Source organism: Micromonospora sp. NPDC002717 (genome assembly GCF_040295705.1).
Lineage (GTDB): Bacteria > Actinomycetota > Actinomycetes > Mycobacteriales > Micromonosporaceae > Micromonospora.
On sequence record NZ_JBEOVW010000033.1, the window covers coordinates 1 to 14,890 of the forward strand.

At 67.5% G+C, this 14,890-nt stretch carries 7 protein-coding genes and 1 pseudogene; 6 read left to right on the plus strand and 2 right to left on the minus strand.

Annotation, left to right across the window (positions count from 1 at the left end; all coding sequences use genetic code 11):
- Nucleotides 1-142: 142 nt before the first annotated feature.
- From ABT006_RS30215 to ABT006_RS30225, 3 genes are read left to right on the plus strand one after another with little or no spacing between them, the layout of a single operon-like run.
- Nucleotides 143-1,330: a DUF6361 family protein gene (locus ABT006_RS30215; protein WP_350711874.1), complete on the plus strand. Its 1,188-nt coding sequence runs from the start codon at nucleotides 143-145 to the stop codon at nucleotides 1,328-1,330.
- Nucleotides 1,314-3,068, plus strand: a complete 1,755-nt coding sequence (locus ABT006_RS30220) for a phospholipase D family protein (RefSeq protein WP_350711875.1) — start codon at nucleotides 1,314-1,316, stop codon at nucleotides 3,066-3,068. Before ABT006_RS30215 ends, ABT006_RS30220 begins: the two co-directional genes overlap by 17 nt.
- The gene (locus tag ABT006_RS30225; protein ID WP_350711876.1) at nucleotides 3,065-6,265 is read left to right on the plus strand and encodes a helicase-related protein; all 3,201 of its coding nucleotides are present in this window, start codon (nucleotides 3,065-3,067) and stop codon (nucleotides 6,263-6,265) included. The genes ABT006_RS30220 and ABT006_RS30225 overlap by 4 nt, the downstream gene beginning before the upstream one ends.
- A 345-nt stretch (nucleotides 6,266-6,610) precedes the next feature.
- Here ABT006_RS30225 and ABT006_RS30230 read toward each other — a convergent pair.
- Together ABT006_RS30230 and ABT006_RS30235 are read right to left on the minus strand one after the other, a co-directional pair.
- A pseudogene (locus ABT006_RS30230) lies at nucleotides 6,611-7,212 on the minus strand (IS3 family transposase); the annotation flags it as partial.
- Nucleotides 7,213-7,472: 260 nt separating this feature from the next.
- The gene (locus ABT006_RS30235; RefSeq protein ID WP_350711877.1) at nucleotides 7,473-10,439 is read right to left on the minus strand and encodes a serine/threonine-protein kinase; all 2,967 of its coding nucleotides are present in this window, start codon (nucleotides 10,437-10,439) and stop codon (nucleotides 7,473-7,475) included.
- 251 nt (nucleotides 10,440-10,690) lie between these two features.
- On the opposite strand from ABT006_RS30235, the gene ABT006_RS30240 reads away from it, so the two are divergent.
- The 3 genes from ABT006_RS30240 (at nucleotide 10,691) to ABT006_RS30250 (ending at nucleotide 14,870) form a co-directional block, all read left to right on the plus strand.
- Nucleotides 10,691-11,794, plus strand: a complete 1,104-nt coding sequence (locus tag ABT006_RS30240) for a hypothetical protein (RefSeq protein WP_350711878.1) — start codon at nucleotides 10,691-10,693, stop codon at nucleotides 11,792-11,794.
- Nucleotides 11,795-12,024: 230 nt separating this feature from the next.
- Nucleotides 12,025-13,065 carry a hypothetical protein gene (locus tag ABT006_RS30245; RefSeq protein ID WP_350711879.1) on the plus strand — a complete coding sequence of 347 codons (1,041 nt, stop codon included), beginning with the start codon at nucleotides 12,025-12,027 and terminating at the stop codon, nucleotides 13,063-13,065.
- Nucleotides 13,062-14,870, plus strand: coding sequence for an Hsp70 family protein (locus ABT006_RS30250; RefSeq protein ID WP_350711880.1), 1,809 nt, complete (start codon nucleotides 13,062-13,064; stop codon nucleotides 14,868-14,870). The genes ABT006_RS30245 and ABT006_RS30250 overlap by 4 nt, the downstream gene beginning before the upstream one ends.
- Nucleotides 14,871-14,890 lie beyond the last annotated feature (20 nt).

Sequence of the window (14,890 nt, forward strand, 5' to 3'; positions counted from 1 at the left end):
AACGGAAAGATCCACTCCTGACGGGTCGCCGAGATCACCTGCACCCCGACATGATCCACCATGGACCGACCGCCGAGTTACGAGACGTCCTTTAGGAGCGGTCAGGGCGCGATACTTGCGAGCCGAAACCGGGAGGCGGACCGTGGTGTCGCAGTTGTCGTGGCTGGACAGCTCTCCGGCGGAGCAGCAGCGTGTTCGCGAGATGCTCAACATGTTCAGCGAGCAGGAGAGCAGGGACGAACTGGGCATTGGCCAGGTCCGTGATGCGTTCAGCGATCTGCTGTTTCCCGGGACGTCGACGCTGCACACACGGGCGCGCTACCTGTTGATCGTGCCATGGTGTATTCGCCACGCAGGTCGACGAGCCGATCGCGATCAGGCGGTGCAGCTGGACCGGGTGGAGCGTGGCGTGATCTCGGCTTTGCAGGCGGCCGGCGCGACCGACGGGCTCATCGGACGCCGAGCGTCGACCGGCGTCAAGACCTTGCCCTCGACGATCTATGCGTCCGCACTTCGTCGCTACGGCATCGACAACGGCATCGAGCTGACTTCGACGCCGGACGACCCGGATGTGGCGGAGTTGACCGACCTGCGAGCGGGCCGATGGCCGGCAACCCTGCCGCAGCCGCCAGCAGGCTTTCCCGAAACTGTGGGGACGGGCTTGGACCTGACCCCTTGGGAGGCGGACTGGCTGCGGGAGCGCATCGCGACCAGCACCTCCGGCAGCCTGCTCGCCCATCTGCTGCAGGTGGGCAACCGGCCGGAGGACGAGGCGGCGGCACCATGGCTGGTATCGGCGGCGGGCACGGCGCCGCAGCGGTTGAGGCGTGACCTGGAGCACGCCCGTGGGTTTTCCACCTGTCTGCACGGTGCGGCATTGCTCTACAACCTGATCCTTGCCGAGCAGTACGACCAGGCGGGTCACGACCGCGTTGAGCCGCCGGACTACCGCGAGGCGCTGGCAGAGTGGGCCGAACGGGTTTCGACGGTCGGGCCGTGGGACCGGGCGGACATGTGGAGGCGCGTCGTCGCCGTCAACCCGCGCATCAAGACCAACCTGCGCACCCAGGCGTTCATTGAAGCGTGGCTCGACCTCGTCCTTGCTGGTCGGGCTGCGGGCGCCGCAGATGACGAGCAGCTGCGGGACTTGGTCATTCGGCGTGAGAAGGCGGTGAAGAAGACGCAGTCGCGCCTGACCAACGGCAAGCTGCTGCGCAGTTGGACGGGCGCGTCGGGCAGCCGGCAGCTGGTGTACCGCTGGCCGCAGGTGCGGCGCCTGCTGACCGACATCCACACGGGCATGGAGGCCACTGGTGCTGCTGCCGCCTGATGGACGGACACTGCTGACCGACGTTCTGCGTCCGCCGGCGGGATACCGGCTGGACCGGGCCGTCGCCACGACGTTCACCCTTGAGCTGGACAGTCTGCTCACCGCACCGCTGGCGTTCGCTGCCCATGCCCTGCGGGATCAGGATGACCCGATCTCGGTGATGGACGGTGTGCGGCGCTGCGCCGACCGGATCGACGTGTTCTGCCAGGCCGGTCAGATCGCGCCGCCGCCGGGCAACTCCGGTCTGCTGCTCTTGCTCGAGCAGGCTATACACCCGGTGCGGCGCCCGCGTCCCGGTAAGCTTTTTCATCCGAAGATGTGGCTGGTGCGCTACGTCGGCGACGATGATCCGCTGCTGCGTTTGGTTGTGCTGAGCCGCAATATGACCAACGACCGGAGCTGGGATGTCTGCCTGAGCCTGGATGGCGTGATCGGCACTCGGACAAGGTCGCAGAACGTTCCGGTAGTCAAGCTGCTCCGACACGCGATCGACCTTGCGACGCAGCCGGTGCCGAAGCAGCGGCGCGCCGCGGTCGAGGAACTCCTGAGGGACCTTCATCGGGCCGTCTGGCAGCTACCCGAGGGCTTCTTCCAGGATGAGCTCTACTTTCATGCCCTTGGCGTGCCGGGAGTCCGGCGGCCGGACTTCACCGGCACTCGGCACCTGGTGATGTCTCCCTTCGTTACGGTGGATGGCCTCGGCGTCTGCGCCCCGGGCGATGGTCACCTGACCGTGATCGGTAGGCAGGAGGAGCTGGATCGGCTACCCGAGGGGACGCTCGACGGGTGCCAAGTGCTGGTGCTCAACGATCTCGCAGCGCTCGATCTCGACGACGAGAGCGGCCCGGCGCGGCTCACGGGGTTGCACGCCAAGACGTATGTCGTCGAGTACGGCCGGCGTGCTCGGGTGATGGTGGGCTCCGCCAACGCCACCGACGCGGCCTTTACCGGAAATGTCGAGCTGTTGGTCGAGTTGGTCGGCTCGCGGGACCGACTCGGCATCGACGCGATGGCTGGCGAGAGCGCGGGCCTCCGGGCGATCCTCGACGACTACGAGCGGCGTGACCTCGCCGAGCCCGAGGACGAAGTCGGGCGGCAGCTTGAGGAATATCTGCGTGACATTGCCACCGTCCCTTTCCGGGCCTCGGTGCGCACGCGCGACGAGCCGCACGAACTGCGCGTACGTGCTGCGGAGAAGCTGTCGCCGCCGCCCGGCGGCCGGCTGATGGTCGCTCTGCTGACCCGACCCGACCTGGTGACGGACCTGCCGGGTGACGTCGTCTTCAGCGGCTTGTCCACCACGGAGATCACTCGTTTCCTGCTGCTGACCGCCGTGGCTGGCGATGGCACGAGCAGGCGGGCGGTGGCGATCGCCAGTCTGACCGGCGACCCGAGCGATCGGCTGGACCGAGTGCTCGCCGAGCAGGTCAACACCCCGGAGAAGTTCCTGCAGTTCCTGATGCTGCTGCTCGGCTTCGGTGTGTCGGCCGACGCGGTCGCTGTGGCAGGGGCCGACGGTGTTGCGGGGCTGTGGCGCCGGGGCGGCACCGGTGTGCTGGAGCTTCTGCTGGGCGCGCTGGCGGACCGGCCCGCTCAGCTCGACGAGCTCGCCGGGCTGGTCAGGCAACTGGCGGCCACCGATCGCGGCAGGGCGGTGCTGCCGGAGGGCTTTTTGGACCTGTGGCAGCACGTCGACCAGGTGCGCCGGGAACTGCGCAAGAGCGGGGCGGGAGCATGAAGGGGCTCAAGGACTTCCAGCGGGACACTGTCGCGTGGGTGTTGGAGCGTTACTTTGGCGCTGATCCGACTCGCCGGTTCCTCGTCGCTGACGAGACCGGTCTTGGCAAGAGCGTCGTCGCCAGTGGCGTGGTGGCGGCGATGATCGATCGGCTTGAGCGCGACGACGCCGTCAGCCGCATCGACATCATCTACATCTGCTCGAACCAGGACGTCGCCGCGCAGAACCTGGCTCGTCTGGCGGGACCGCAGCGCGCCTCGCACGCGATGTCGAGCCGTCTCACCCTGCTTGGCCGCGAGTTGCCTCGCATCACGCCGCAGCCGTCGGCGGCCAAGCCCGTCAATCTCGTGTCCTTCACCCCCGGCACCTCCTTCACCCCCGGCTGGCGCACCGGCAAGGCTGAGGAACGGGCCATGCTCCACTACCTGCTGCGCAACGAGCGCTGGGACGGCTGGCAGCGCAAGGCCGCGCTGCGGATCATGCAGTGCACGACACGCTCGTTCGAGGCGTTCCAGACCCAATGCGACAGCTTCAGCCGCAGCCTCACACACGGCATCGAGCCCGGCGTGCACAACCACTTCCTGGACCTCGCCCGCGCCCGGGGACTTCTCGACCACTTCGACGAGCTGATTGCCGACATCGGCCGACGGTCGACGCTGACCGACTCCGAACACGCCCGATGCAAGGATCTCGTCGGTCGGCTACGAACCGTGCTCGCTGAGGCAGGTGCCCACGCCCTCGAACCCGACCTGGTCATCCTCGACGAGTTCCAACGCTTTCGGAACCTGCTCGACCCCGAACTGGGCGGCGAGGCCGCCGAACTGGCCCACCATCTGTTCAACCACCAGGGCGCGCGCGTCCTGCTGCTGTCGGCCACCCCCTACAAGCCTTTCACCTTCGCCGAGGAGGCCGACACCGACGACCACCACGCCGACCTCGGCCGGGTACTGCACTTCCTCTGCCCGGATCCGCACTGGCGGGACGCGGTGCAGGCGGCGCTGCGGGCCTACCGCGAGACAGTGGTCACCGGAGCCCCGACCGACGCGGTACGAGACGACATCCGGCAGCTGCTTCTGCGGGTCATGTGCCGCACCGAACGCCCGGCCCTGGGCCGCCACGCGATGCTGGCCGAACACGTCTCCCCGGCCGCTGGGCTCAACCCGACGGAGATCTGGTCGTTCGTCGTCATGAAACGACTCGGCAGGGCATTGGATGCCCCGGTCCTGCTCGACTATTGGAAGTCGGCGCCGTACTTCCTCAACTTCGTGGAGGGCTACCTGCTCGGCGACCGCCTCGGCAAGGCCACGCAGGGCGGGATGAACCGCAAGCTTCGGCGGCTGCTCGACCAGGCGCACCTGCTCGACGCGGCGGCGATTCGCGCGTACGCGCCGATCGACCTCGGCAACGGCAAACTGCGCAACCTCGCCGCGCACACCGTCGAGCGGGGCTGGTGGCAGCTGTTGTGGCTGCCTCCGTCCATGCCCCACTACGCGCTTGGCCCGCCTTTTGCGGACGCGGCCCGCCAGCAGATCACCAAACGCCTGGTCTTCTCGTCCTGGAACGCCACCCCCACCGCCGTCTCGGCCCTGCTGAGCTACGAAGCGGAACGCCGCGTACGACACGGAAGTAGCGAGCCGCCTCGCAGCCGGCTGGACTACCGGATCAGCGACCAACGGGTGGCGTCCATGAGCACCCTGGCGCTGTTCTGGCCACATCCCGTGCTCGCCGCTGCCTGCGACCCCCTGGCCGCCGCCCGACGCGAGCCAGAACAGCTGCTGGATCTGGCAGCGATCGAGTCCGGCCTCCGCCAGCGGCTGCTCGCCGACGCGCCGGACAGCTTCCGTGCCTCCGCGCACACCGGCGAGCCACAGCCCTGGCGCGCCGTGCTGCAATGGCCGGGCGCCGACCCTGGCATATCGCTCAAGGCGGCCGTGGAGGCGGCTACCAGCGCAGCCGATCCGGCAAGCGACGGCGGACAGGATCAGCACACCGGGCTCGTCCGGCATGTTCAGGAGGCCCTCGCCGTGGCCGCCGGAGACGAGCCGGTGTGCGCGAGCCCGGAGACGGTGGTGGACGATCTGGTCTCCATCGGGCTGCACGGCCCGGCCAACATCGCCTGGCGTGCCCTTGGCCGGCTCGTGAACGATGGCAGCGCCGTCACGTCACAGGGGTTGTGGCAGGCGGCAACCGTCGTCGCGGCGGGCTTACGCAGCCTGTTCAATCGTCCTGAGTCGATGCTCCTGCTGGATCTTCTGGGCCTGAGTGAGCCGTACTGGCGGGCCGTGCTGCGCTACTGCGCCGCCGGTGGGCTCCAGGCTGTCCTCGACGAGTACGTGCACACGCTGCGCAGCTCGGCGTCGGAGACACCGCTCGACGACCATGCCCTACTGGCACTCGCCCACGCCATCCACCGGGCGCTGACACTGCACTCGGCGCCATACTCCGCTCTGGACCCCCTGCACCCCGGCAGCCGGATTCCGATCACCGGCCGATTCGCCCTGCGATACGGCGGCCGCGGTGACGACGAATCCCAGGCCACACGCATGAGCGGCGTGCGGCACGCCTTCAACAGCCCGTTCTGGCCGTTCGTGGTCACCACCACCAGCGCCGGCCAGGAGGGCATCGACTTCCATACGTATTGCTCGGCGGTCGTGCACTGGAACGTCCCCGCCAACCCGGTCGACTTCGAGCAGCGGGAAGGGCGGGTACACCGCTTCGGCGGCCACGCGGTACGGAGCAACGTCGCCGCTGCCCATCGCGTCGAGGCGCTCCGGTCGGCCGAGCCGGACGTGTGGAAGTCCGCCTACGACGCGGCGCGGCGCCAGTCACGGATCGGCGACATGGCGCCGTACTGGGTGTATCCCGGCGAAGCCCACATCGAGCGTCACGTGCTGCCGCTACCGCTCAGCCGGGACCTCGCCCGCTACGAACAGTTGAAACGTGACCTGGCCTTGTACCGGCTCACCTTCGGCCAGCCGCGGCAGGAGGACATGCTCGCGTTGCTGGCCAGCGCAGGCCTCGGTGACCAGTCAGCCGATCGCGACACCATCGACCTTCGGCCTCCTACCCGCACGGCGGCCGTACCTGAACAGCGCTTCTTCAGCAGTACAGGTACCCGAGAAGCGGGGGACGCCGCCCGGTCGACGTCCGCAGATGAGCAAGAACGGGTCGGCGGTGGCGGACATGGGACCTCCTGAGAATCAGTTACCTGATATCTGGTATCAGGTAACTGATTCTCCCCGTCGGATCGGCGGTCTTCCGTACGGTGGACCCGTGACGAGCAGCGCGACCGAGGGCCGGCCCGACGAGTTCGTGGACTACCGGCTGGTCCGGCTGGCCGGCCGGCTGGAGCGCCGCTTCGCCTCTACGCTGGCCCCGACCGGGCTGCGTCGATGGCCGAGGCGTCGCTGTGCGGGGCGAGTGAGCTCAGATGATCACCGATGGGCTGCGAGCCCTTCGCCTCCGGGTCGGCTCCAACCACGAACCGCGTTCAAACTTCGAAGAGCCGTCGGGTCTGCTGCACCGGCAGGTGACAGGTGTAGTCACGCGGCTTGACTGGCCGGTGGGTGCATGATGGTCTCGAATTCAACGGGGGTCAACCGGGACAGCGACCGCTGTCGTCTGCGGCGATGGTAGGTCCGTTCGGTCCAGGTCACGATCGCGATCCGTAGTTGCTCGCGGGTGGCCCATGATCGCCGGTTGAGGACGTTGTTCTGCAGGAGTCCGAAGAACGATTCCATGGCGGCGCTATCGCCGGCGGCGCCGACGCGGCCCATCGATCCGGCCATCCGGTGGCGGTGGAGGGCTCGGACGAATTTCCTGGACCGGAATTGGGATCCGCGGTCGGTGTGCAGGATGCAACCGGCCAGGTCACCGCGTCTGGCGGCGGCGTTGTCCAGGGCGGCGACGGCCAGGCGGGACTTCATCCGCGAGTCGATGGAGTAACCGACGATGCGGTGGGACCAGACGTCCTTGATCGCGCAGAGGTAGAGCTTCCCTCGGCGGTGTGGTGCTCGGTGATGTCAGCCAGCCACAACCGGTTCGGGCCGTCGGCGGTGAAGTCCCAGCGCACGAGGTCGTCGTGCACCGGTGGGCCTACCTTCCCGCCCTTGCCGCGACGCTTGCGCTTGCCGAACGCGCTCCACCAGCCATTCCCCGAAGGCAGCAGCGGGACCGCCGTGCGCCGGGCGCACTGGGACGGTTGGCTCAAGGGCGGGGACGACGATCTGGGCCGGATGACCGTGCCCCGGATCGACTCGCGGACGGCATCCGATACTTCCGCGAATGCGGCGCGGGGTGCTCGGCTCATCGGCTCGTCCCGGCCGTCCGATGGGCAATGTTCCGGGCGTAGGCGGAGGCAGGCGCGACGTGGTGGCTGGAACACCTGCACGGCCGCCGCGGGGCCTACGAAGAGCTGCTCGCCCGCGTCGTGGCCGGCCCGCCGCCATGAACTACTCGGCCCACAACCTCGCCAGATGGCCCAAGCCGGGTTGGGCGAGAGACGTAGTCGGAGGCATGCTGACTTGCCCGGATGGTTGCTTGCCGGATGCGGTGGTCCACGGCTTCCTGCTGCGCGAGATCGCGGAAGACCGGGATGGAGTGTGGGTGTGCGCGCAGTGCATGTGCCGCGATGGCCGCGGCGGCGCCGGACCGTTCCGATAGCCAGGCGCGGATGGCTTCGTGGACCTCCCAGTGGACCCGGTTCCAGTCGTTGTTGAGGTAGAAGATGGCGTCGACCGTGTCCTCGAGCAGGTCCCATGCCTCGATTGATTCGGCGCCACGAGCGATTTGCAGCAGCCATAGGGTGAGGTTGTGGACGTCGCCGGCGTCGATCGTCATCTCGTACCCGCCTGTAGGTAGCTCCTGGATGCCTTGGACTACGGCGCGGGCGGTCGTGGGGTCGGCGGACACCGCCTGTTCGACCTGGGTGTTGTTGAGGTGGACCAGCACTTCCGTGTACAGCAGGTAGTCGCTGCTCGTGTCTGCGGCGAGACGGAAGAGGGCGGGCGGTGTTAGATCGCTTCCTTCGAGGGCCGCTGCGATGAGCGCTCGGCCACGGTTGACGGGGGGAATCGGCGGAGGGTCGAGTTCGGCCGCGATCAGCGCGAGGAGCTCGTCTACGGTCGCTGGGCGCTGGCGTGGGTCGTGGTGGGTCGCGGCGCGTACGACCGCCCGCCAGGGGCCTGCCGGGGGGAGATGCGGTACGTTCGCGCGGGGATCGGTCTGCAGGAGTGCCCAGCCGATAATCTGGCCGATGCTGTAAATGTCGGTCTGCGGGCTGACCGCGTGGGCGTCGGTGTACAACTCGGGCGCGGCATAGCCCAAGCTGCCGTAGAGCTCGCCGACCTGCGTGCGTCCCGGCGCGGTGGTATGCCCGCGAGGACGGCGGCCCAAGCCCCAGTCCGCAACGACCCAGCGGCCGTCAAGCCACAGGATGTTGGCCGGTTTCAGGTCGCGGTGGATCCACCCGGCCTGGTGTGGCTCCCGCATGCCTTCGCAGATCGCCGTGATCAACGCCCGCAGCGGTCCATCAACGCACAGCGCGGCGGCCATGTCCTCGGCCGAGTGATCCGCCAACGGCATGACGAGCCAGTCGAAGGTAGCGCTGAAATCCAGGACTGGCATCAGGTGACGGTTCGAGCCGAACATGCCGGCCGCTTCGACCTCGCGGCGCATCCGGGCCCGCTGGTCTTCTCCCGTCATTCGCAGCCGCTTCAACGCGACGGGCGTGCCGGTGCTCTTGTGTTTGGCCCGGAACACCTGTGCCTGCCCACCGGTCTTGAGCGGTCGAGGCTCCAAGGCATAGTCCTTGCGCTCACCATGCGCCACAAGCCGCACGGGCATGTACGGATCAGCGGTGTCCGCCGCGACAACCGAGGGGGCCGCCGCAGTATCGACCGGCGTTCCGCGAGCCGCATCAGCCGCAGGCGGCTCAGCTTCGAGCGCTCTCCCCAGCGCGCTGGTGCGTGCCGCGGTACGGATTCCGGAGCCCATGCTGATCTCGACGATGACCGGGTGTGGAACTCGGCTGTTGCCCCGCACATCGCCGAGCAGGAGCAGCCGCCCCTGCGCGGTGACGCCAAGCCCTTGGACCCGGTTGAGTTGCATTTGTGTGACAAGGCTGGTCGTTCTGCCGGCAGGATCAACACGATGCAGGAAAACATGCACGCCGGTACGACTGGAACCTGCGGCGATCACCTCGCCGCCCCGGGCCACAAGGTATTGGGGACTCGGCGGCGACTCGATCCAGTCGTCGCGCCGCACCATAGTGCTGCGGCCCAGGTCCACGATTGCGCTGTGGCCCTCCGCGCCGAGGAAGAAGCGCAGGTCGCCCAACCATGCCGCGCTGAGCACGTCCGCGTTGAACGAGATCGAGTAGCGTTGCTGATCACCGACGGTGCCACCCAACCGGACCAGGCCCAGCGTCGCGCCGCCCAGTTCGGCGCCGTTGCCACACAAGGCCCATGCCTGCCCACCGGGACCCCACAGCAGCATCCGGGTATTGCCCAGGTCCCCGGCGATCGGAGTTAGAACATCGTCCTTCCACTCCAAGACGGCCGAGCCCCGCCGGACCAGAATCCCGCCGTCGGCCGAAGCCAGAGCGCTTCCCGAGCAACCCGCCAGCGGCAGGAGCCAGTGAGCGGTGCCGCGCAGGGTGTCGACCTCCACGACACCTTCGCCGGTCGTGATCAGCATCCGGGGGCCATCAACGGTGAAACCTGTGATCTCACCCCATCCCGCGCCTCCGCTGAGCAGATGCTGCAGCGAGACTTCGCCTGCGGCGGCGATCTCGAGTTCCCACGGCATCGGCGACCGGGTGAACGACACGAACGACGGCGGATTGTGACGCGGTGCCGTCAGCAGCAGGTTGGTCAGGGAGGTAAAGGCGGTGCCGTCGAAGTCCGCCCGGTCACTGGCCTCCTGCATCGCCTTCTCGACGGTCAGCACGCCGCACAGCGCGGCCTCGACATGCGTGCGATCCAGCAGGACCACTGACGGGACCTGGGGGTCCATTGCCTCACCGGCGTGGGCGTCGAACCCCGACATCGAGATCAGCGCGACCTGCATATTGCTGCGCTGCTGCGCGGCCTGCTGCCACATGGCGACGTCCTGTGCCGTCAGCGGCGAGTTGCGCCAAGTTAGGCCCAGCAGCAGCTTCGTGTCACCACGACGCAGGCCCAGCGTCGGACTCGTGCCGACAAGCGGCGCCGCTGGCCGCGGCTGAACGCCAGACGCGGTCAGGAGATCGTGGAGGATGTCCAGCAGCAGCTGGCCGCGCTCCCGCTCGTCATGATCGCCGCCCAGGAGCTGCCCGTACCGGGCGATCAGCGTAGGCACACCATCCAGATCGTTCAGGTCGGCGCCGCTCACTGAACCCCCTGACCGCATATCAGACATGACGCTGTGATTGTCTCCCGTCCGGTCCCCCTGAAGAAACTGCCACCTCTTCCCTGCTACGCCGCATCTTGGTCCCGCCGCAGCTCGCTGGCGGTTGCCGCCCGCGCGGGGGCCGATGTGGACCGTCCTGGTTATCATGAGCGTCCTGGCGCCGCGACCCGCACGGGTGCGGTCCCGTCCAACGTCCCAGGCGGGAGAGAATGGGGTTCTGGCACACGGGGTACATGGAGTTCCACGAGCTTCCCCATATCGTGCCAGAGTTCGGACCGCCACCGCCGCCCACATTCCCGTGCCCCAAGTGCAACGTCACATTCACGTCCGACGAGGACCTGCGCGTCCACCAATTCGGCGGACATCACACGATGCAGCCGATGCTCGTCTTTCGGGGACGTGAATGCGGCCGAAGCCGACTCGCGATCTCCAAAGAGACATCTGCGTCCGATTGGGTGTTCCGGAACGCCAAGGCGATCAGCGTGAACGGCCGCGAGTTCTCCGCCGGCACCGCGGCGACGTACCTGAGCGAGCAACGCAGCGGTGTGCACGACGTCACGCTGGTCAACGGCGAGGCGCGGCAGGAGTTCCAGTTCGCCTTCGCGTTGGCCGACGAGGAGGACCTGCAGAGCGTCGACGTGGCACTGGGGCAGCTCGTGGACAGCGGGGAACTGTCCCACAGCTCGATCGATCACTTCATCATGCGAAGCAAACACCTCCCGACCGCCCGCGCCTACCTATCGGGACTGGCGAACTATCTGTACGGGGTGCTGGCGCGCGAGGGTTCGGCCGAGTCCGGGCTGGCAGATCGCCAGGGCGAGCAGGGATACGAGGGCCGGTACAACCAGGCCGTCACTACGCTCGGCGACTTCGACCGTCACCCGGCTGAGGCGATCTGCGGGATCGTGGCGTTCCATTACAGCCAGTTCCCGCGGGCCGCTGCCAGAACAAGGAGCCGACGGGTGGCCGCCGTCTCTCTACGGTTCCGCGAGATCCTCGAAGGTGAAATGCCGTCAACCCGACATGATCTGAGAGCCGAGTCGCACACGAGCTGGGACCATGTGCTCAGCGACACGGTCATCGAACGCGTCCTTGCGTGGAGCGCGCTGCCACTTGACGGAAGCGCGGGTGAAACCGTCGAGGAGTTTGGGTCAGTGATCAGCGCCCAGCGCCCCCACGACGCTTTCAAGCTCCGCCTGGTCGCCGCGGAGCACTACCTCGCAGTCGGCGACCACACCGCAGCGATCCGCAACGCCGACCTCCTGCGTCACGGACGAAACACCGAGCGCTGGTATGAAACCTTCCGCAAGCGAGTCCAAGGAGCGTTGACCCAGTGAACACCGACCCGAGCGGCGCCGGCACGGACGGGCCAGCCGGGGGCCCGGCGGACAAAGCCGCGCCAAGGCTTGAAGGTCCAGACGCTTCCGCACCAACGGCTGACGCCGACAGCGCTCCAGCATCGCCCGGGCAGGCCGAGCACGTGCCAGGGTCAGGCGAGCGGGAGCCGCGAGAGGGCGCGGCGAGGGCCGGTGCCAAGGCGCCGACGACGGCCGGGAAGAAGACGCCGGTGCGTGCGTCCAAGCCCGCCGATCTGCGCGACTTGATCGAGCGCGCTTACCGGGTTCCTGGCCGGCGTGTGCGCCTGTCGGGGAACGATCTGTCGGCACTGGTGGTCACGTCGGGCGCCGACGCGTTGGGCTCGCAATGGCTGTCAGATCTGGCGAGGAAGGACCCTTTTCTGAGAGTGCCGCCCCAACTCCTGGCTGCGGCGGCGACCTTGAGACCCAACGATCCCGTTCGGCAGGCCCTGATCGAGCTGACCCACAGGGTTCTGGCGATTCATCCGATCTACCACCACTACGTTGCCAACCCAACCGGCACGGACCCCGATCAGCCGCCCTTCGTCTCAAGCGCGAAGGTGTCGGAGGCGGCCAAGAAGGTCACGCCCGAAAGTCTCGACGTCGAGCCCAGCGCCTACCGGGATGCCCAACGTGGACTGCTGAGAGACAACGCAGTCATCTCGTTTGCGTTGCTGTGGGTGCTGCAGGGCCATTGGTCGTCCGCCCAGTTCATTTCGGAGATGACCTCGGCCGTGTGGGCCCGGCCGGCCACCGAAGCCGTGTCGAGCGCGGACATCGCAGTCGCCCTGGTCACTGCCGGTGAAAGACATGCACTCAACCATCTGGTTGGACACTTCCTGGTCGAACACCAGAAGCTGACCGCGCAGCTCAACCAGGCCAAAGACGAGACCAGCGCCGAGAGGCAACGAGCGGACCGCTCGGAGTCCGACAATCTTGCTCTTCGCGAAGCCATTGCGTCGGAGCGGTCACGCAGCGAGAGCCTGGCAGACCAGGTCACCGCTCTGACATCTGACATCGAGGCCGAGCGCACCAACCGTTTCGTCGACAAGAGCCACATGGTTGACGACTACGAGGTTCTGCGGACCCAGGTGATCCGGCGGCTGGGCAGTCAAGTCGAACTCCTCAGCGATGGCCTTCACGCGCTGCGTAGTGGCAGCACGCCTGTGGCGGAAGAGTTCGTCGATCGCGCGTTGACAGCGATCCAGCAGGAAGTCGCAAGGCTTAAGGAACTCGGAGGAACACGGTGATCGTCGGCTTCGACTTCGGGACCACCAACAGCCTGGTATCGGTGGTTGTCGGCGACCGTGTCATCGACGTGCTCGACGAGGATGGCCTGCCCCACCCGTCCGTCGTCCGCTACGAAGGCGAGGAGATCATCGTCGGGCGGGAGGCCCGGCACGCCCTCGAAGAGGCTGGCGTCGGCGTCTACGGCAACACGGTCAAGTCGCCGAAGTTCCTGCTCGGCCAGGAGGTCATCACCGTGGGCGGCGTGGAACGCAACCCGATCGACATCGTCGCCGACGTGATCCGTTTCGTGCGGAGCGAGTCGCTCAGGAGCGCGCAGCGGCAGACACTCGGACAGCTCGACCGGGCGGTTGTGACCATTCCCGTCAACATGAACGGCCCCCGGCGTGCTGCTCTGCGGGAAGCGTTCGCTCGCACCGGCATCACCATCGCCCAGTTCGTCCACGAACCGCTGGCGGCACTCTACGGGCACCTGCGCGGCTCCGCCGACCCGGGGTTGACGAGGAGCTTGATGAGGCGCAACGTGCTCGTCGTGGACTGGGGTGGCGGCACCCTCGACCTCACCTTGTGCCGGCTCCAACCGGGTCGCATTCTTCAACTTCGCAACGGCGGCACCGATGAGGCCGGCGGCGACAGATTCGACCTGGTCATCCGCGAGGAGGTTGTCAAACGCTTCTCACTCAAGAACGGCATCACCGACAGCGACCGCCCATCCCCCGAGGCCAGGAGAAGGCTGCTGCAGGATGCCGAACGCAACAAGATCGCACTTTCCGAGCGCACGAACGTCACGTTCTACCGGCCAGGCTACTTCCCGGAGTCCGGGAAGACCCTTGAGTATCCGCTAAGCCGCCAGGAACTCGAGGAGATCACCCGGCCCCTCGTGGTCGGCGGAATACGCCACATCGAGTCGCTCCTGGACAGCGTGAACATGTCGCCTGCGCAGGTGTCACTATGCCTGGTCGCCGGCGGCATGGCGGCCATGCCCAGCATCCGTGGCCGACTCCACGAGCTGTTCGGGCCAGAGAAGGTCGTCGTACCCAGCAACAGCGCCACGCTCATCTCCCAGGGCGCCGCGTGGATCGCGAAGGACTCTCAGCGGCTGGTCCTGGCCAAGCCGCTGGAGCTGGAAATGGCACGAGGCTCGCGCCTCCCGCTGCTGCACGCCGGCACTGAGATGCCTGGCGACGGCGAGGTCCGAAACGTGCGGATCCACCTGTACTGCACGGACCCGTCCGACGGCGTCGTCAAGCTGCCCATCGAGGCGCCCACGGCGCTGTCCGACCATCCGCAGGCCAGCGACCCTCGGACCAACCTGGGTGTGGTCACCCTTTCGGTTGACGATAAGGCGCCACCGCTGGTCGAGAGACTCGAACTCGACGTCATGGTCGACGACGACCTGATTCTCGAGGTGACGGCCACGTCGAGCCAGAAGAAGGACCGGCGAAGCGCACAGTTCCACGACCTGGAGTTCGGAATCGGGCTCCCAGAGTCATCGACCGCCGAGGAACCATCCCCGAAGCCGAAACGGCCCGCACCCTCGCAGCGCGCCCACGGTGTGGGCATACGCGCCAACAGCGCGGCCGAGATGGACCAGTCACTCGTGCCCGGCGACGTCCTATACAAGCACAACCCGCGGGCATTCGCGAGGATGCGCGGCACCGACCAGGCAACCCAGGAGCAGTTGCTCGAACACCTCTACTACCAGCCCTGCGCGGTCTGCAAACGTCCCTGGGGCCACGAGGCCTGCCGATGCGGCTCGACCCCGAGCCGGTCAACCGGCAAGGCCGGTCGCCCAGCGCGACGATAACGGGAACTTCCCGACGATTC